This is a genomic window from Sorangium sp. So ce131 (genome assembly GCF_051519095.1).
In the GTDB taxonomy this organism is placed as follows: Bacteria; Myxococcota_A; Polyangia; order Polyangiales; family Polyangiaceae; genus Sorangium.
In genome coordinates this window covers 2,670,639-2,689,305 of sequence record NZ_CP150455.1, presented here as the reverse complement: position 1 = coordinate 2,689,305, position 18,667 = coordinate 2,670,639, and the positions used below count along the sequence as shown (strand labels likewise).

Annotated in this window: 15 protein-coding genes; 8 read left to right on the top strand and 7 right to left on the bottom strand. The window is 70.3% G+C overall.

All coding sequences use genetic code 11. From position 1 onward, the window contains the following. Positions 1 to 13: 13 nt before the first annotated feature. From WMF43_RS09975 to WMF43_RS09960, 4 genes are read right to left on the bottom strand one after another with little or no spacing between them, the layout of a single operon-like run. On the bottom strand, positions 14 to 1,678 hold the full coding sequence (locus WMF43_RS09975) for an MFS transporter (protein WP_437679258.1): 1,665 nt from the start codon (positions 1,676 to 1,678) through the stop codon (positions 14 to 16). Further along, on the bottom strand, positions 1,675 to 2,448 hold the full coding sequence (locus WMF43_RS09970; RefSeq protein WP_437679257.1) for an SDR family NAD(P)-dependent oxidoreductase: 774 nt from the start codon (positions 2,446 to 2,448) through the stop codon (positions 1,675 to 1,677). Before WMF43_RS09970 ends, WMF43_RS09975 begins: the two co-directional genes overlap by 4 nt. Then, on the bottom strand, positions 2,445 to 3,563 hold the full coding sequence (locus tag WMF43_RS09965; RefSeq protein ID WP_437679256.1) for a hypothetical protein: 1,119 nt from the start codon (positions 3,561 to 3,563) through the stop codon (positions 2,445 to 2,447). Before WMF43_RS09965 ends, WMF43_RS09970 begins: the two co-directional genes overlap by 4 nt. Beyond that, on the bottom strand, positions 3,560 to 4,801 hold the full coding sequence (locus WMF43_RS09960) for an enolase C-terminal domain-like protein (protein ID WP_437679255.1): 1,242 nt from the start codon (positions 4,799 to 4,801) through the stop codon (positions 3,560 to 3,562). Before WMF43_RS09960 ends, WMF43_RS09965 begins: the two co-directional genes overlap by 4 nt. 404 nt (positions 4,802 to 5,205) lie before the next feature. On the opposite strand from WMF43_RS09960, the gene WMF43_RS09955 reads away from it, so the two are divergent. The 5 genes from WMF43_RS09955 (at position 5,206) to WMF43_RS09935 (ending at position 11,240) form a co-directional block, all read left to right on the top strand. Then, the gene (locus WMF43_RS09955; RefSeq protein ID WP_437679254.1) at positions 5,206 to 5,523 is read left to right on the top strand and encodes an ArsR/SmtB family transcription factor; all 318 of its coding nucleotides are present in this window, start codon (positions 5,206 to 5,208) and stop codon (positions 5,521 to 5,523) included. Then, positions 5,520 to 5,957, top strand: a complete 438-nt coding sequence (locus WMF43_RS09950; RefSeq protein ID WP_437679253.1) for an SRPBCC family protein — start codon at positions 5,520 to 5,522, stop codon at positions 5,955 to 5,957. Before WMF43_RS09955 ends, WMF43_RS09950 begins: the two co-directional genes overlap by 4 nt. A 278-nt stretch (positions 5,958 to 6,235) precedes the next feature. Continuing rightward, positions 6,236 to 7,636 (top strand): hypothetical protein, encoded by a 1,401-nt coding sequence (locus WMF43_RS09945; RefSeq protein WP_437679252.1) that lies wholly within the window; start codon positions 6,236 to 6,238, stop codon positions 7,634 to 7,636. Beyond that, positions 7,633 to 9,444 carry a prolipoprotein diacylglyceryl transferase gene (locus WMF43_RS09940; protein ID WP_437679251.1) on the top strand — a complete coding sequence of 604 codons (1,812 nt, stop codon included), beginning with the start codon at positions 7,633 to 7,635 and terminating at the stop codon, positions 9,442 to 9,444. Before WMF43_RS09945 ends, WMF43_RS09940 begins: the two co-directional genes overlap by 4 nt. A 284-nt stretch (positions 9,445 to 9,728) precedes the next feature. Beyond that, complete coding sequence (locus tag WMF43_RS09935; RefSeq protein WP_437679250.1) at positions 9,729 to 11,240, top strand: FAD-dependent oxidoreductase; 1,512 nt, start codon at positions 9,729 to 9,731, stop codon at positions 11,238 to 11,240. Positions 11,241 to 11,288: 48 nt separating this feature from the next. Here the strand turns inward: WMF43_RS09935 and WMF43_RS09930 are convergent, their stop codons facing one another. Both WMF43_RS09930 and WMF43_RS09925 read right to left on the bottom strand, forming a co-directional pair. After that, a complete protein-coding gene (locus WMF43_RS09930) occupies positions 11,289 to 12,689 on the bottom strand; it encodes an ArnT family glycosyltransferase (protein WP_437679249.1) in 1,401 nt (466 codons plus the stop codon). 837 nt (positions 12,690 to 13,526) lie between these two features. After that, positions 13,527 to 14,492, bottom strand: coding sequence for a LysR family transcriptional regulator (locus WMF43_RS09925; RefSeq protein ID WP_437679248.1), 966 nt, complete (start codon positions 14,490 to 14,492; stop codon positions 13,527 to 13,529). A 194-nt stretch (positions 14,493 to 14,686) separates the two neighbouring features. On the opposite strand from WMF43_RS09925, the gene WMF43_RS09920 reads away from it, so the two are divergent. Beyond that, positions 14,687 to 15,451: an SDR family oxidoreductase gene (locus tag WMF43_RS09920; protein ID WP_437679247.1), complete on the top strand. Its 765-nt coding sequence runs from the start codon at positions 14,687 to 14,689 to the stop codon at positions 15,449 to 15,451. 502 nt (positions 15,452 to 15,953) lie between these two features. Here the strand turns inward: WMF43_RS09920 and WMF43_RS09915 are convergent. Then, positions 15,954 to 16,535, bottom strand: a complete 582-nt coding sequence (locus tag WMF43_RS09915) for a CGNR zinc finger domain-containing protein (RefSeq protein WP_437679246.1) — start codon at positions 16,533 to 16,535, stop codon at positions 15,954 to 15,956. A gap of 133 nt (positions 16,536 to 16,668) precedes the next feature. Between WMF43_RS09915 and WMF43_RS09910 the strand changes: the two genes are divergently transcribed. Together WMF43_RS09910 and WMF43_RS09905 are read left to right on the top strand one after the other, a co-directional pair. After that, the gene (locus WMF43_RS09910) at positions 16,669 to 17,580 is read left to right on the top strand and encodes an alpha/beta fold hydrolase (RefSeq protein WP_437679245.1); all 912 of its coding nucleotides are present in this window, start codon (positions 16,669 to 16,671) and stop codon (positions 17,578 to 17,580) included. A 114-nt stretch (positions 17,581 to 17,694) separates the two neighbouring features. Continuing rightward, positions 17,695 to 18,600, top strand: a complete 906-nt coding sequence (locus WMF43_RS09905; protein WP_437679244.1) for an SDR family NAD(P)-dependent oxidoreductase — start codon at positions 17,695 to 17,697, stop codon at positions 18,598 to 18,600. Positions 18,601 to 18,667 lie beyond the last annotated feature (67 nt).

The window sequence follows — 18,667 nt, the reverse complement described above, 5'->3', positions numbered from 1 at the left end:
CCGAGGGCGGTGATCAAGGGGCGCCTCCCGGCGCTCGGCTCGCCTCCACCTCGGCGGCGGACGGGCCCGTGTAGCCCTTGGCGCCGGCGCCCCGGGTCTCGACGATCGGCCGCCCATCGCGGTCGAACTTGACGAGCTCGGCCTTGGTCCCCTTGGCCGTCGGCCAGAGGTACCAGCGCGCGTCCATCCAGCCCACGCGGGCGGCGGGGCCCTCGGTCGGCGCGCCCGTCGCGCTGAGCTGGGCGGTGCGCGTCGCGCGGTAGTCGGCGACGGAGCCGTACGGGGGGCGGTTCAGGGTGAACTGCGTCGCCGCGATGCCGGCGAGCATCGCCAGGCCGCCGGCGACGATGACCGCCTGCGGCACGCGCCGCTTCGGCACGACCGGCTCGACCCGCGGCAAGAGCAGGTGCAAGACGAGCAGCCCGACGAGGTACAGGCTCCCGGCGAGCAGGAACGGCAGGGCGTACGAGCCGGTGAGCGTGAGCGACCGGGCCACGAAGATCTGGAAGAGCGCGCCGCCGACGACGCCGAACGCGGTCTTGATGCCGACCACCGTCGCCATGGCGGGGCGCGGGAGGGTGTCCGAGACGAGCGTGTAGAGGTTGCTGCTCCAGCCCTGGTGCGCCGCCGCGGCGAGCGACAGGATCGCGACCGCGACGTACACCGACGGGATGCCCGCGACGCTCGGGACATCGACGAGCTGCCCGACGGCCATGACCGGCACCGCGGCGAGCGCGCAGGCGAGCATCGCGAGCTTCCGCGACGCGCCGACGGAGCGGCCGCTCGCGATGAGCCTCGAGGAGATCCAGCCGCCGCCGATCGCGCCGATGTCGGCGACGATGAACACGACCGGGATCGCGTAGGCCATGAACGTCGGCGTGAGCTTGAACTCGCCGACGAGGAATTTCGGCAGCCAGGTGAGGTAGAACCACCACGGCGCGTCCGTGAAGAACTTCGCCATCGCGACCGCGTAGACGGGCCGCATGCCGAACACCTCGCCGACGCCGAGGGCCTCGGTCGACTCCTTCGCGTCGGAGCGGATGTGCGCGAGCTCCTCGGGCGACACCTTCGGGTGCTCCTCGGGGCGCCGGTAGAAGCGCATCCAGAAGGCGATCCACACGACGCCGACGCCGCCGAGGGTGAGGAAGCAGGCGCGCCAGCCGTACGCCTCGGCGATGCGCACCGCGAGCAGCGGGGCGAGGATGGCGCCCACGTTCGAGCCGCAGTTGAAGAGCCCGGTCGCGAGCGCCCGCTCCTTCTTGGGGAACCACTCGGCGACCGTGCGCACGGCGGACGGGAAGTTGCCCGCCTCGCCGACCCCGAGCAGGAAGCGGATCGCCGCGAAGCCGCCGAAGCTGCCGACGAAGGCGTGGGCCGCGGAGGCGACGTTCCAGAGCAGGAAGGTCGCGCTGAGCCCCTTGCGCGTGCCGACGCGGTCGATCCAGCGCCCCACGAACACCATGCCGAAGCCGTAGGCGAGCAGGAAGCTCACGTTGATGAGCGCGAGATCCGTCGGCCCGAGGCGCAGGTCGTTCTCGAAGAACGGGACGAGCAGCGAGAAGAGCTGCCGGTCGAGGTAGTTGATCGTCGTCGCGAAGAAGAGCAGCGCGCAGACGGTCCAGCGGGTGCGGGTCATGACGCCGGCACGCGCCGGGACCACGGGAGACGCCACGGTCATTGGTTCACTCCGGAGGCGAGAAAGCCGCCGTCGACTGCGATGCTGGTTCCGGTGATGAAGCTCACCGCGTCGGAGCAGAGGAAGAGCGCCGCGCCGATGAGCTCCCAGGCCTCGCCGAAGCGGCCGAGGGGCGTGCGCGAGAGCAGCTCTTGCCCGCGCGGGGTGCCGTCGAGCAGGGCGCGGTTCAGATCGGTCACGAAGACGCCGGGGACGAGGGCGTTCGTCCTGATGCCGTACTTCGCCCACTCGGTCCCGAGGCTCCGGGTGAGCGCCATGACGCCGGCCTTGGACGCGCTGTAGGCCGCCACCTCGTGGAACGCGACGAAGCTCGAGAGCGAGGCGACGTTGACGATGCGGCCGCGGCCGCTCTCGCTCAGGGGGGCGTGGAAGGCCTGGCAGGCGCGCAGCATGCCCGTCACGTTCGTGTCGAGCAGGCCGTTCCACTCCGCGTCGCCGACCTCGGCGGTGGGCTTGCGGAAGGTCCGGCCGGCGCAGTTGACGAGGATGTCGACGCCGCCGAGCGCCTCGAGGACCTTGTCGCGCAGGGAGTCGAGCGTCGCCCGGTCGCCGACGTCGCAGGTCGCCGCGAGGGAGCGGACGCCCCGGGCGCGGATCTTCTCCGTGATGGATCGCACCCCGTCCCCTCGGGTGCCGGTGGCGACGGTGTGGACGCCGGCCTCGGCGAGGCCGAGGGCGATCGCGCGCCCGATGCCGGACGTGCCGCCGATCACGACGGCCGTGCGGCCAGCGATGTCGAAGAGGGTCGTCATGCTCCAAGCCACTCCCCGGCGATGCCGCCCAAGAGCGCCCGCGCGTCGCGCTCGATCTGCGCGTCGGTCGGCGGGACGGACATCGCCGCGTAACGCCGCGTCAGCGCGCTCGCGATCGCTCGCCGCGCGTGGCGCCACTTGTAAATCAGCTGATCCAGGACGCGCGCGTCGGAGTGCTGCGGGACGAAGGTCGGCCCGAGCATCTCGAGGCGCATCGAGGTCGTCTCCTCGATGAGGCTCGGGTTGTTCATGAACCACCAGCACCCGAACGGGAGGACGTTGGCGAACTTGCGCGCCACGACGCAGAGGCCGTGGGTGTTCTCGCGCGCGAGCGTCGTGACGAGGAAGCGGACGTCGGGGTTCTCGGCGGCGAGCGACTCGAGCGGTGCGAGCGAGACGGCGCGCATCCCGTCGCCGGCCACGCCGAGGCGCGGGTTCACCGCGCGCCGGACGCCGATCATCATCGCGAACGGCAGGTCGTGCGCGCGGCACGCGTCGAGCACGGCCCGGGGCGGGGCGGCGACCTCCTCGACGGAGATCGCGAGGTAACGCGGCCGCATGCGGGCGATCCAGCGGTCGAGCTCGCGCGCGAGGTCCTGCGAGGAGACGAGGCGATCGATGCGCAGCGCCGCGTGGAACCGCGGGTCGGGCGCGACGCCCGCCTCCCAGATCGCGCGCTCCGCGGGGTCGGTGGGGTCGTTGGTCATCGCGAGCGCGGTCACGCCCGCGAGGCGCAGCACGTCCTCCACGTGCTGCTCGACCCGGCGCGCGGCGAAGAAGGCGCGCGCCTCGCGCAGGTCCTTCGCGGCGGGGTCGAGGCCGAACGCGTGGAGGACGGTCGCGACGCCCGAGGTGGCCTCGGAGAGCGGCGACCTCCGGACGAAGAGCGCGTCCCACACGAGGTCGGCCTGCGCCGCCTTGTCGCGGGCGAAGAACGCCTCGGGCGAGACCTTGGGCTCGGCGCGCAGGACCTCGGCGACGAGGTAGTGGTAGGTGAGCAGCTCGTCGACGCCCCACAGGTTCAGCGCGCCGAACTGCGGCGCGAAGAGGTGGGTGTGGAGGTCGACGACGGGCGCGGCGTCGACGGCCCTGGCGACACGCTCGGCGAGGCTCATCGGGGCACCTCGGGGATGCGATCGTCCTTCGGATCGGCCCAGCGCTCGTTCGGCACGGTCGCGCACCAGGCCGGGCGCAGCGGGTCCTTGTCGTAGGGATAGGAGCCGAGGCGGCGGTACTCCTCGGCGTAGTGCGCGAGCTTCTCGCGATCGAGGCGGACGCCGAGCCCGGGGCCCTCGGGGACGCGGATGCGGCCGTTCCGGTAGGGGAGCGGGCCGCCCCGGATCACGTCGTCTTTCAGGTGGTGGTAGTGCGCGTCGGCGGCGAACGAGAGGTTCGGGATGACGGCGCCGAGGTGCAGCATGGTCGCGAGCTGCACGCCGAGCTCGCCCGAGGAGTGGACGGCGACGCCGAGGCCGAACGTCTCGCAGATGCCGGCGGCCTTCACGCAGGGCCGGATGCCGCCCCAGAACGTGGTGTCGAGCAGGATGACGTCCACGGCCGTGTCCAGCACGTTGGCGGCGAGCTGCTCGAAGTTGACGACGACGGTGTTCGTGGCGAGCGGCATCCGCACCTTCTCGCGGGTGCGCCGCATCGCGTGCAGGCCGAAGACGGGGTCTTCGAGGTAGTCGTTGTTCAGGTCCTCGATGGCCTGCCCGAAGCGGATGCCCTGCTCCGTCGACCAGACGGCGTTCGGGTCGAAGCGGATGCGGTCGCCCTCGACGGCCTCGGCCACGGCGCGGTAGCACTCGAGCTCGTAGTCGGGGTGGAAGACGCCGCCCTTCAGCTTGTGGGAGGTGAAGCCGTGCTTCTTCTTCAGCGCCCTGGCCTGCTCGGCGAGCTGCTTCGGCGTGCGGACCTCGCCGGAGCCGTCGGCGTTCGGGTAGCGGAAGAAGAGGTAGGACGCGAACGGGACCTCGTCCTGGAGCTTGCCGCCGAGCAGGTCGTGGACGGGCACGCCGAAGGCCTGCCCGAGCAGGTCGAGGCAGGCGAACTCCAGCGCGGCGAGGATCTGGGTACGGTTGTTGTAAAGAGAGGCAGTCGGGTTCGCGATCTTGAACCGCATCTCCTCGAGCCGGGCGGGGTCGTGGCCCAGGAGATACCCCTTCATGGCGCGGAACACGGCCTCGGCCGACTCGCCGCCGCCGCCCATCTCACCGAGGCCGACGAGGCCGCTATCCGCCTCGACCTCGACGATCGTGCGCACGAAGCGCCCCCAGTGGCAGCCGTTCGCGTGGCGCAAGGGCGCCTCGAGCGGCACGGTGACGGTGGTGGCGCGGATATCGACGATTCTCATGAAAGACGGTGCTCCGAGGGGCGCAGGCGGCCGGCGGCCATCATCAGGACCTCGAGAGTGGCCAGGGATCGTTCACCGACCTGGCTTGCCCCGAGGCTTCATCCCATCTCCAGGTTTTTGAGTGGCCTAGACAAAGGTGTCCCGACGGGCAGCGAACTCTGCACCTGCGCGACATCGCTCGATCTGCTGCTGCTCGCAGGAATCAAACCGACAACGATGTCAAGTTAAATTGCAACGAGCTCACGTTGAAACGAGGGCTCGCTGTGTGACCCCGATGTATTCCCGGACCCGACGGAAGTGATCACGCCTTGTACACACCTGGTGGCGACCCGACCCGGGTTGGGGTACCCCCCGATGCGTCGGATTTTGTTGACGCGTCGGATCTTTCCGACATATTGTCCGGCGTGCCCAACGCCGATGTCTTCGCCGCGCTCGCGAACCCCATCCGGCGCGACCTGCTGGTCCGCTTGCGGGCAGGGCCGTGCGCCGTGAACGAGCTCGCGCGCGGCTTCGACGTCGGCCGCCCAGCGATCTCCGAGCACCTCCAGGTGCTGCGCGCCGCGCGCCTCGTGCGCGAGGAGCCGCGCGGCCGGGAGCGCTACTACCACCTCGATCCGCGGCCGCTCGCCGAGGTCGAGACGTGGATCGAGGCGTTCACGCAGTACTGGGATCGCCGCCTCGACGCGCTCGATGACGTCTTGAACCAGGAGAAGCCGAGATGACCGCTCCGTCGACCATTCGTATCGAACGCTCCTACGCGCATTCCCCGGCCGCGATCTGGCGCGCGCTCACCGATCCCGAGCTCCACGCGCGCTGGTGGGCCGCGGGGGACGTCCGCGCGGTCGTCGGCCACCACTTCACGCTCGACATGGGCAAGTGGGGAAAGCAGCCGTGTGAGGTGCTCGCGGTGGAGCACGAGCGCCTCCTGAAGTACCGCTTCGCGGCGGGGTCGCTCGACACGCTCATCACGTGGGAGCTCGCGCCGGAAGGGGCGGGCACGCGCCTCACCCTCACGCACGAGGGCTTCAACCTCGACTCGCCGATGGGGCGCGCGGCGCTCGAAGGCATGAAGGCCGGGTGGCCGGGCGTCCTCGGCCGGCTCGACGCGGCGCTCGGCGGCGCGGCGGTCGCCGCGAGCGCCGCGCCGCCGTCCTGACGACGTCCGCGGGCGGACCCGCACCGCCGCACCGCGGTTGTCTCACCAGGTTAGCGAACCGCCCTGATGTCGGGTGAAGCTCGCGTGAGCCCTCTCGCGATCGGCGCGAGCTCCCGCCTGCTCGCTCCCTCATGGGCCTTGGCCAGCGCGCCTCGTTCTGGCAGGCTCTTCCTGGTCTCCTCGCGGCGGTGTCCTCGAAGGTGTTCCGCCCGCCCGCGCAGCCGGGCGCGGCGTGTCCTGTCAGGACTCGTGTGCTCGCAGGGAGCGAGGGTGGGGGAATGCAAATCAAGGTCGTCCTCGCGAAAGCGCTCCGCTGTGCCGCTGTGCTGCTCTCGATCCCGGCGCTCGGGGCGTGCGGCGCCGAGTCGCCCCCCTACGACGACCTGCCGCTGCGCGACGCGCTGAGCGCCGCGCCGGAGGTGCTCGCGGCGCTGCCCGAGGAAGCCCTCCACGACATGGCCGTGCGGCTGGAGGAGGCGCACGGCGCGACCGAGGAAACGACGGCCGTGGACGGCGTGGAGATCGCGAGCGTCCCCGCGCTGGTCCGCAGCGCGGACGCGGCGCGGGAGGAGCTCGGGGAGGACGCGATCGTCCTCGGCGCGCTCGAGCCGTCCGCGGGCGGGTTCGTGCTCCGCTCGCTCGCGGCGGAGCGCGCCCCCGCGGGCCCGCTCGATCGGCCCGCCCTCGCGGGACAGCCGGCGTCGCCGGAGACCGCGGGGCTCGAGGACGCCGCGCTCGACGGCCGCGCGGGCGCGATCGTGGCGGAGCTCGCGCGGCGCGCCGGGGCGCGCGACCTCGTCCGCGTCACCGGGCTGCCCGTGGGCGTCGTCGCCCGGGATCACACGGTCTACGTCAACGCGTCGTGGCTGGTCGCGCTGAGCGCCCTCGCGCCTCCGGACCGGCCCGCGCGCCCGAGCCCTCCGGCCGACGGCGTCGTGCTCCTCGAGCCGCCCCGGAGCGAGCCGAGATCCGTGCGCGGAAACCCCTACCACCTCCCGGGGTCGATCGCCGAATGCGCCGCCGGGGTGCGCGACGTGTGCACCTGCGCCGTGGCCGGGACGTGCGACCACGAGCGCACCGACCCGGCCTTCGCGGACGCCCAGGAAGAGTGCGCGTGGGTGAACGCCGAGCCGCTGCGCGCCGAGGCGCTCTGCGTGCTCGCGCTGATGAGCATCGACGGGGTGAAGGAGTGTGTCCAGGCCGCGGGCAGCGGCGCGTGCGGCGCGCTGCCGATCGCGGGCCGCGACGGGGCGCTCGCGTTCGCCGCGGACGCGGGCTGCATGGCCGCGCTCGACCGCTGCCTCCAGTACGGCAAGCCGACCACCCCGGCCGGCGTCCCGAGCGGCTCGTCGAGCGGCGCGTCGAGCGAGAGCGGCTGTGGAAGCAGCAGCGGCTGCGGCTGCGGGGGCTGCAACGAGGACGTCGCGGGCTGCAACCAGAACTGCAGCGACTGCAACCAGAACTGCCGCGATTGCAACCAGAACTGCCGCGATTGCAACCAGAGCTGCAAGGACAACGATCCTTCGGCCGGGAGCGGATCGAGCGCGAGCTGCCGGCTGAGCGCCGGCCGGCACGGGCTGGAAGGGGGCCCGCCGGGCGCGCCGCTTCCGCTCGGCGCCGCGTTCTGGCTGCTCGTGCCCGCGGGCTACATGCTGGTGCACCTCCGGAGGCGGCCGTGAGCCGGGCGGTGATGTTCTGGCTGGAGCGCCACGGCCTGCCGCCGTGGCTCTCGCCGACGTACATGGTGATGGTCGCCGTCGCGGGGCTGCTCGGGGCGACGGCGTTCTTCCGGCTCGTGCGCCGCGACGGCGCGGACGTCGCCCTCGAGGGCCGCGCGCTCCTCGCGGGTTACGTCGCGGCGCTCCTCGGCGGGTATGCCTTCGAGGCGCTGCGCGCCGCGCCCGAGGCGCTCGCGCGGGGCTCGTGGGGCCCCGTGCTCCACGCCGGCCGCGCCGCGTACGGCGGCCTCCTCGCGGGCCTCGTCGTCGCGTGCCTGGTCCTGCTCCGGCGCGGCGCGGCCGTGCGCCCGTTCCTCGACCGGCTCGTGCCGGGCCTCGGGATCACGTACGCCTGCGTGCGCACCGGGTGTTTCCTCGCCGGGTGCGATTACGGCCGCGTCACGGCGGGCGCGCTGGGCGTGCGTTTCCCCGCCGGCAGCCCCGCCGCCGTGGACCACGCCGCGGCCGGCTGGGTCCCGCTCGGGGCGCCGAGCCTGCCCGTGCACCCCACGCAGCTCTACGAGGCGGCGCTCGGCGCGCTGGCCAGCGCGGTCGCCGCCCTCTGGCTCGCCCGGGGGCACCGCGACGGCCGCGCGTTCGGCGCGTGGCTCGCGCTCTACGCCGCGGGCCGGTTCCTCATCGAGCTCCTCCGCGGCGACGCCGGGCGCGGCGTGTACGCGGGCCTCAGCACCGGCCAGCTCGTCTCGCTGGCGCTCCTGCTCGGGCTCGCGGCCGCCGTCGTGCGCGCGCGCCGGGCTCGCGGCGCGCGCCGCGCGGCCGCCGCGGCGCCTGCGCTGCTGTCGCTTTTGTCCCTGGGTCTCGCCGCGGGCGAGGCTGCGGCCCAGCCGGCGCGCACGGCGGCGCCCGAGGGGGCTCCGCCGGAGCCGGCCCCGCCCGCGGGCGCGAGCGCGGCGCCTGCGCCGTCGCCGCCGCCGGGTCGTGCGCCCTACCCCTACCCGCCGCCGGGAGGATATCCCGCCCCCTACCCGTACGCGCCGCCTCCGGGAGGATACCCCGCGCCCTACCCCTATGCGCCGCCGCCAGCGGCAGGGCCCCCCGCGCCCTATCCCTACCCGCCGCCCCCGGCAGGAGGATATCCGCCGCCCTACCCCTATGCGCCGCCTCCGGCAGGAGCATGGCCGTACCCCTACCCGCCCGCGCCCGCGCCCGCGGCCGCCGCACAGCCGCCCGGCCGCACGCCGGATGCGCCTGCCGCGCCCGCGGCCGCCGGGCCGCCCGACCGCGCGCCCGATGCACCTCCGGACGGCGCCGCCGCGAAGCCCGGGACGAGCCACCAGGTGGAGGCCAACGCGCGCAAGATGGCAACTTCATTGGGTATTTCCGGCTACTTCGTCCCCGCGCGCTTCGCGGTCAAGGACGGCATGTCGCTGGATCTCGACGCCGTGGCGCGCCTGCGCGTGAGCGATACACGTCGCTTCGAGATCGGCATCGAGCTCCGGAGCCTCTCCACGCCCGACGTCCACCAGATTGCGGCCGGCGTGCCGCTCCGGCTCATGATGGCTGTGGGCCCGCACGTCGAGATGTCGGTCGGGATCACCCCGGGCTATTACCGCATCTCCTTCGACTCCCCCTATTTCGAGAGCGTCGGCGCCTTCGGCGTGCGCTTCGCGTGGGGGATCCAGCTCCCGATCGGCTCGCACCTGTTCGTCGGGCTCTCTCCGGCGAGTTTCCTCGCGCTCGGATCGAGCGATGTGCACGCGCTGCTGGCGTACGAGCCCGGCTTGTGGATCGGATCCGGGTTCTTGTGATGGATGGCTCGCTCGCGGCAAGCGCGAGGGTCCAGCTGCGCTCGTGTTCCGGGCGAGCGAGAGCTCCTTCGGCCTACGACGCGCCCATCGGCGCGGCGAAAGGCCGCGCACGGTAGGGGGCAAGCGCGACCGCGCGAGACCGCACCTCCGAGATCGAGAGGAGGTGATGAGCGATGCGATGACGACGTGAGCGGCTCGCCCCATGATCTCACCGGGCGTGATCCAGCATGTCCGTCCGGCCATTTCGTGCCGGGCGGCGTTCTAGCGGGTGAGCGGAGGCATTCATGGCACCGAGCGGAGAGGGTCATCCTGCGCCCCGCGGCGCGCGCGGCTTCAAGGGCGCGCATGCGGTTGTCCTGGGGTCGGGTATCGCCGGGCTCGTCGCGGCGAGGGGGCTGGCAGAGCACTTCGATCGGGTGACTATCGTCGATCGCGATCACCTCCCCGGCTCCCCGGAGGTCCGGAGGTGCGTCCCGCAGGGGCGTCACCTCCACGTGCTGCTCGGGGCCGGTCTCGACATCCTGGGCGCTCTGTTCCCCGGCATCCTGGAGGAGATGGCCGCCGGCGGCGCCCTCCTGCGGGACTTCGGCGAGCACATCGCCTGGCACCACCACGGCGTGTGGAAGGTGCAGTTCGCGAGCGGGATCCCGCTCGTCCAGTGCAGCCGCGCGCTGCTCGAGCACCACGTCCGCCAGCGCGTGCGCGCGCTCCCGAACGTCGAGCTGCTGGAGCAGACGACCGCCGCCGGCCTGCGCCTCAGCGCGGACGGCGCGCGGGTCGCCGGCGTGTACGTCGAGCGCCCGGGGGGCGGCTCCGGCGAGCTCCCCGCGGAGCTCGTGGCGGACGCGAGCGGCCGCGGCTCGAGGGCGCCCGACTGGCTGGAGGCCGCCGGCTACATGCGCCCCCCGGAGAGCAAGGTCACGATCGACATCGCCTATACGTCCCGGATCTACAGGCCCCCCGAGCGCTACCGGGACAGCCCGCTGTTCTGCGTCATCTCGCCGCGCCCGCCGGGCCAGAAGCGCGGAGGGTTCATGCACAGCATCGAAGGGGATCGCTGGCTCGTCTCCCTCAGCGGCTGCTTCGGCGACCACCCGCCGCTCGACGAGGCGGGGTTCGTCGAGTTCGCGCGGACCCTCGAGCGGCCCGACATCCACGCGGCCATCAAGGAGGCCGAGCCGCTTTCGGCCCCGGCGACCTACAGGTTCTCTGCGGATCGGAGGCGCCATTTCGAGCGCATGCCGCGCTACCTGGAAGGTCTCGTGGTCCTCGGCGACGCCGCCTGCGCGTTCGATCCGATCTACGCGCAGGGAATGAGCGTGGCGTGCCTCGGCGCGAGCGCGCTGGCCCGCTGCCTGCGCGAGCAGCCGACGGCAGACCTGCGCGGCCTCGCGAGGCGGTTCCAGCGCGAGCTCGCGTCGCTCACCGACCTCCCCTGGCAGCTGGCCACGGCCGAGGATCTCCAGTTCCCGGAGGCGACGGGCGCGCGGCCGTTCTGGCTCGGCGCGATGACGTGGTACACGACGAAGCTCGCGGAGATCTCGGCGTACGACGCGACGATCTACGGAAAGTGGCTGCTCGTCCTGCACCTCCGCCGGAAGCTCCACACCTGGTTCGCCCCCTCCGTCGTCCTCGCCGTGCTCAGGCACTGCGTCGTTCGTCCCCTGCACCTCGATGGTGCTCGGCGTGTCCGGGCGGGGAACACGAAGGGTCGATTCACCGGCGTCGGGGCCGCGCCTCCAGACCCCGACGTGGTAAACCAGGGCGGCGCGACGTTCCGTTCACTGACTGCGTAAAGAGGAGCCGTCCGAGCCCCCTGCTCCACGAGGCGAGAGCGCGAAACTTCAACGCTCCGCGCCGGAGGCACGCGGTTTCTTGTGTACCATGTGTTCATGGGCTTCCAGAGGCTCGCCTCGGATCGCGGAGGACATGGATCGGACAGGGGATAGTCCCGGGCTCTCCATCTGGCCATCGTGAGCCCCTGACCAACGGAGCCGGCGACGCGCCGCTACCTCGAGGAGGATGAGGGATACCGGGACGGCCAGCGCCACGTCGAGCGGAGCGCGAAAGCGCACATCCACATGCGTCATCGCATGGACCAGGCTGGTGACACACGCGAGGGCAATCAAGGCTTTTCCGAGGAACATCCGCCGCATCCGAAAGAGCCCGTAGATGGCGAGCAGACTGTATACGGAGAGGAACGCCGCGCGTGCGCAAAGCGCCAGCATGCGCGGCGTCAGCGCCAGCGGAGCGGTGGGTGTGGGGAACCAGAGCCACGCGAGCCTCTTGAGGCTGAGCGCCGCGACGCGCCCCGGGTTTTCCGAGATGAACCGGACGGCTTCTCTCCCCATGATCGCCATCGATTCGATCTCATTCGCGCCATGCTCGCTAGGGGTGTTCCAGAGCGCCCGAGATTGCGCCGGGATAAAGAAGTGGAAATGCCCTGTTGCCTGAGGACTGTTCCCGATAAAGAAGTTCAGCGGCCCATTGGTGGCTATGGGCACGATGCGACCAAAGACGCCGTAATTTCGGGCTGTCCAGGCGCCGACGACGAGCGCCATGCCGAGGAGCATGAGGGCGGCGGTGCGCGTGGCCGCCTTGGCGCCAAGCTGTGTGCGCGCGGTGAGCCAGAGGCACGCGACGATGGCGACGCCGAAGAAGAGGCCGATCTCTCGCGTGAGCGCGGCGCCCCCGAGCAGGACGCCGCACCCCAGCGCACGGGCGATGCCCCCGCGCTCCAAAGCGACGCCCCCGCGCTCCAAGAGGCGCGCAGCGCCTATGATCCCACCAATGAGCAACAGCACGAACAGTGACTCCGAGTTCGCCTGCTGTGGAAGCAACACCCAGCACGGGCTCAGGATGATCAACATGCCGCATATCAGGCCACCTTGCGCGCTGTACCGCTTCGCTACGTGCACCGACAGCAGCGCGGCCGCGCCGAGGATCATGAGATTTTGCACGAACGAGAGGATCCATGTGCGGTCGCCGAAGAGCCAAAGATTCAGCGCGAGCATTGCTGGATAGAGGGGAGGTCGATAGGCGCGCAGGTGGCCCTCTACGAACTCTCCACGCTCGACGATCGCATGTGCAATCTGAAAATAGAATTTTTCGTCTCCGACCCGCTGCTGCATGCCAGCCTCGGTCCCGATTGGAAAAAGAACGCAGCATGCTGCCCTGAAGAGTATGGCAGCGCCGAGGATCGAGATCAGCGTCGAGCGCGAAGGTGCCGTTCTCAACACGTACATGACTCTTCCTCCCAGCTCCACGGGCCCGCGGAACGCCACGCCGACGCCCCCCCGAGGCCGCCTTAGTCTGCAAACGTCAACATCTCAGCTCTAGAAGTCGGTTGCCGCCAGCAGCATGATGATCGCCGCACAGAGCCCCACCCCAGAGCTCACGCGGTCCTTCAGCGCGAACAGGACGGGATCGGTGTGCATTTCGCCCCGGTTCGCGAGGATCCGGGCCCTACCGATCCGATACGGCAGAAGCGGACACAGAAGCCACAGCAAATCCTGCGGCCCCGCGCAAGCCAGAGCAGGCACAGGAGGGCATGGCCGACGTTCCGCCGGAGCAACTCAACGAGCGCCTCGAGCGACACGTCTGTCTTCACCAATGCGCCGTCCAGGTCGACCGCGAGTGAATGCGCGCGCAAGGCGGCGGGCGGGTCTTCCGTGGACAACATTAACAATGCTGATTTTGTCACACTTTCCTCAGCGTGGCGCTTCGATGGCAACGTTCGTGCTCGGCGACGCGATGTACTATGTGCCAATCAGCCCGGGGATCCTCGGAACCAATACGCCCAGAACATGGACGCTGTGTTAAAATCTTACAGCGCGCTGCCTGTGATGCGCACTGCATGCTCAATGCGCACGCCAGCATGCATGTACGACCTGGACGCACGCCCCCGTTCCGCTTCCTCTCCGCGCTCGGCGAGCCGACCGATGTTCCAGCACGCTCTCCCAGCGTCCACGCGGCGGCCACCGCACTGCAAAAGCACCGTTCTGCGCCGCAGCATCCAACGTTCCGTCAAGTACGCCCTTTCGAACCCCTCGAGAACTGGAGGTCGATGACGACTTTGCCCTTCACGTGCCGGTCGGCCTGGAGCTCGACCGCGGCGCGGATTTGCTCGACCGGGAAGCTTGCGGCGATGCAAATTCATCCCAGTACGGCGGCTTCCCGAAGGCGGTGACGAGATGGTCGGCGAGCGCGCGGAGCTTGGCCGAGGGGCGCCGCCCCTCCGTGTGCGCGATGAAGATGAACTCGGGCTCGGGCTGGGCGCCGACGTCGATGACGCGCAGCTCACCTGCCCTGAGCGCCGCGCCCACGATGAACATCGGCAGAAGAGCGACGCCGAGGCCGGCGACGGCGGCGTCCCGCATCATGTCGCCGTTGTTGACGCGGAGTCCGACGCGCGCCCGCACGAGCACGGCGCCGTCCGGCGCCGGGAAGCGCCAGTCGGCGATGCCGCGGTTCGTGTAGAAGATGCCCCGATGCTTCTCCAGCTCGGCGATGGACGCCGGCGCGCCGTGGCGCGCCAGGTAATCCGGCGAAGCGACGAGGACGCGCTGGCTCGGCGCAAGGCGCCAGACCACGAGGCGCGAGTCGACGATGGGCCCGTGCCGCACCACCGCGTCGTGGCCGGCGGCGGCAGCGTCCACGCGGCGGTCATCCAGATCGAGCGTCAGCTCGATCCTCGGGTGCTGCAAAAGGAAGGGGTAGAGCGCCGGGCCGAGGTGCATGCGCCCGAAGGTCACCGGCGCCGACAGCCGGAGGGGGCCCGCCAGGGTGCCGCGCCGCGCGGCGAGGTCGGCGGTCGCGTCCTCGACCTCGCGGACGATCCGGACCGCCCGCTCCAGGAACGCCGCCCCATCTTCCGTGAGCGACAGCTTGCGCGTCGTGCGGTGGATGAGGCTCGCGCCCACGCTCTTCTCGAGCTCGGCCAGGCGCTCGCTGACGACGGACTTCGACAGGCGCAGGCGCCGCGCCGCCTCGCTGAGCGATCCCGCCTCGGCGACGGCCACGAACGTCGCGATGCCCTCGATCTTCATCGTTCGGCGTTTCCGAAATCCAGTTCCACCGACGGGAGCCTACTGCGAACGCGCGCCGGGCTCTACACTCTCGCCTGTCAGAGGGGCTGACGCGCTGGCTGGTGGCGGCGCCCTCTCCCCTCTTTCGAGCAGCAACGCCGACCGTCGGTAACTCGGCCCCTGGGACGCCGCGCGCCGGACAGGAGAGAAGGATCATGGGACGTTTGCAAGACAAGGTGGCTATCATCACGGGCGCAAGCGCTGGTATCGGCGAGGCCACGGCCAAGCTCTTCGCCGCCGAGGGGGCGAAGGTCATCCTCGGGGCGCGGCGCGAGAGCGAGCTCGCGCGCCTGGTGAACGAGATCGAGAAGAGCGGCGGGCGCGCCGCCGCGCTGGCCGGCGACGTGCGCTCGGAAGACTACGCCAAGGCCCTCGTGGCGCTGGCGACAGAGAAGTTCGGCAAGCTCGATATCGCCTTCAACAACGCGGGCACCCTGGGCGAGGGTGGCCCCAGCACCGGGGTCTCCGAGGCCGGCTTTCGCGACACCCTCGCCGTGAACCTCACCGGCGCGTTCCTCGGCGCCAAGCACCAGATCCCCGCGATGCTGAAGCACGGCGGAGGGTCGATCATCTTCACCTCGACCTTCGTCGGCTACACCGTCGCGTTCCCGGGCACCGCCGCGTACGCCGCGAGCAAGTCCGGCCTGATCGGCTTGACGCAGGCCCTCGCCGCCGAGTTCGGGCCGCAAGGCGTGCGGGTCAACGCGATCCTACCGGGCGCCGTCGACACCGCGATGTACCACGAGGCGAACAGCACGAAGGAGTCGCAGGCGTTCATCACGAGCCTCCACGCCCTCAAGCGCGTCGCGACCCCGGAGGAGGTGGCCCGCTCCGTGCTCTACTTCGCCTCGGACGACGCCTCCTTCGTCACCGGGACGGCCGCGCTGGTCGACGGCGGCCTCTCCATCACCCGCACCTGACCCGAAGGAGCGCGTCGAGCCGCAGCAGGACGGCCTGGTGCGGCTGTCGATCAAGCGCGCCTCCGCGGTCACCGAGCGCCGGAACATCGTCCGCTTCCTCTCCGCGCTCGGCGAGCCGAGCGATGTTCCAGCACGATCTCCCAGCGTCCACGCGGCGGCCACCGTACTGCAAAAGCACCGTTCTGCGCCGCAGGGCGCTCGGTGACGCCGCATAACGTCTCGCGACGCGCCTCCCGGGCCAGACCAACGCCCGGACGGACACGTGTGCCCACGGCACGCCGATGCGCCCCGTAGCGCGCCCGGCGCCGCCCGGACCACGCTCTTTCGACCCAGGACCGAGCCATCACGACGCTCGCGGTCCCACCCTTTCGCTCTGCCGCGCTAAACTTCCTCGCGCTGCGCTCCGGCTTGCTTTGCCTACGCGCCGAGGAGAGATCGAGCTCAGGGGTGGCGGCGCCATCGCGGAGGCGGCGGCGACCACTCCCCACTTCATGGCGTGACGCTACTCGGCCGACGCCTGCCGGCGCTTGCGGAACTCGCTCACCTTGTGCCGGTTGCCGCACAGCGCCATGCTGCACCAGCGGCGCTTGTGCGATTTGGTGCGGTCGTAGAACCACAGCGTGCACAGCGGGTGCTCGCACTGGCGCACCAGGTCGAAGTCGCCGTCGGCGAGCAGGGCGACCGCGGCCTCGGCCAGCGGCGCCAGCGGTCGCCAGGCGGCGGCGCCGAGCGCGCTGCGATGCACGCGGATGCCGTCGCGGCCGCCGTGCAAGGTCCAGTGGCTGGGCACCCTCGCCAGGAGCCGGTTCAGCTCGCCCAGGTCGGCCGGCCGGCCGGCCTTGCGCGCCTCGACGACGGCGCGGACCGCTTCACGCAGCCCGCGGGCTTTGCGGGCCAGGCCGCTGGGGGCGGGGGAGAGGACGGCGGCGCCGGTGGCGCGAGCCAGCCAGCGCGCCGCGGCCGCGTCGTCGACGAGGTGCTCGACCGGGGCGCCGTCCTGCTGGACCACCGTATTCAGCAAGTCCAGGGCCAGCTGGTCGGCGATCAGCGGCGGCCAGTCGACCGGGATTTCGTTGCAATCCATGGATGCGTACCGGTTGAAGCGCCGTCGTGATGTAACCTGAGAAAAGTCTGTTGACAAGTTACAGGGGCCGACGCAAGTTTCTCCTGTAACCTGTATAAATCGTTTATACGGGTTACGCTTCGGAGCCATCTCCATGAACGCAACGCCCGCTGCCGCCGCTGTCCCCGCCGATGCTTCCGCCGCCGCCGTCCACTTCCGCCACGTCGAGGCTGACGGGGTGAAGGTGTTCTACCGCGAGGCCGGCGACCTCTCGCGGCCGACCTTGCTGCTGCTGCACGGCTTCCCCAGCTCCTCGCACATGTACCGGCGGCTGATCGACGAATTGAAGTCGCAGTTCCACCTGGTCGCGCCGGACCTGCCCGGCTTCGGCTTCACCGAGGTGCCGGCCGAGCGCGGCTACGTGTACACCTTCGACGACCTGGCCAGGACCGTCGAGGCGTTCGTCGATGCGATCGGCCTGAAGCGTTATGCGCTGTACGTGTTCGACTACGGCGCGCCGGTGGGCCTGCGCCTAGCGCTGGCGCGGCCGCAGCAGGTGACTGGGCTGGTGTCGCAGAACGGCAACGCCTATCTGGACGGCCTGGGCGAGCAGGCCTGGGCGCCGGTGCGCCGTTACTGGGAAAACCCCACGCCGGAGAACCGCGACGGCCTGCGCGGCTTGCTCACGCTCGAAGGCACGCGCTGGCAGTACGAGCACGGCGTGGCCGACACCAGCCTGGTGGCACCGGAGGCGTACATGCTCGACTACCTGCTGTTGCAGCGGCCGGGCAACGCCGAGCTCCAGCTGGACCTGTTCCTCGACTACGCGAACAACGTGGCGCTGTATCCGAAGTTCCAGGCGTTCTTCCGCGAGCGGGCGCTGCCGACGCTGGCGATCTGGGGCAAGAACGACCCGTTCTTCATCCCGCCCGGCGCCGAGGCCTACCGCCGCGACAACCCCGGTGCCGTGGTGGAGTTCGTGGACAGCGGCCACTTCGCGCTGGAGACACATGCCCCCCACATCGCGCGGCGCATCGCCGAAGTGCTGGGGCCGGTGATCGACTGAGCCCGCTCCGCGGGGCACATGGCGTCGCAGTCGCTGTGCTGGACGCACTCCCAACATGCCGCAGGCTGCGCCTCTTCAGCCGCGGGGGCCAGCACAAGGAACGCAAGGAGTCTCATGTCCTCTATTCGAACACAGTTTCTCGATATCAAGGCGCATCACTCGCTATACCCTGCCATCGATCCCAAGACTACGTTGAGCGGGAGCGCATCGGGCAAAGCCATTTTTATCACCGGTGCATCGCAGGGTATTGGTCAGGCTACCGCGGTGGCTTTCGCTCACGCGGGCGCCAAAGCGATCTATATCACCGCGAGGTCAGAAAAGGGGCTTGAGGCAACGAAAAGACGAGTGACCGAGGCGAATCCAGAGACGCAGTGTGAGTATTCGGCCTGCGACGTAACAGATGAAGAGCAGGTCAAGGCGTCCGTCATGGATTGTGTGGCCAAATTTGGCGGCATCGATGTGGTCGATTCGAATGCCGGTTATCTCGACCAGTGGAAGAAGATTGGCGAGTCTGACACAGCCAGCTGGTGGAAGACATGGGAAGTCAACCTAAAAGGCACATATCACGTGATTCGATTTGCCATCCCCCATCTTATCCAGTCGGCCAGGAAGCATCTTGCCGCAGGATCGACGGGTGGCCATCTGATCCTCGTCTCCTCCATCGGCGCTCAATTGGTAACGCCTGCGGCGTCGGACTATCAGACATCCAAGCACGCGATCAACCGTCTTTGCGAGTTCGTCAACGTTGATCATGGCGAGGAGGGCATCAAATGCTTCGCCATCCATCCAGGAGGTGTTTCCACCGCGCTCGCAAAGAACATGCCCAAGGAGATTCACGCCGGCCTTGTCGACGAACCTGATTTGCCAGCCGGGTTCGCTGTTTGGCTTTGCTCCGGCAAGGCTGATTGGGCCAAGGGCCGATACTTGAGCTGCAACTGGGACGTTGATGAGTTGACGCAAATCAAAGACCAAATCATTCAGGATGATTTGCTGGTTAATCGTTTGCGCACAAAAGCTTGAGGGCGAGCGCAAATTGCGGGTGCTGGCGCGCGATATCGGCAACCCGCCGCTAGGGACGTGCAGGGGA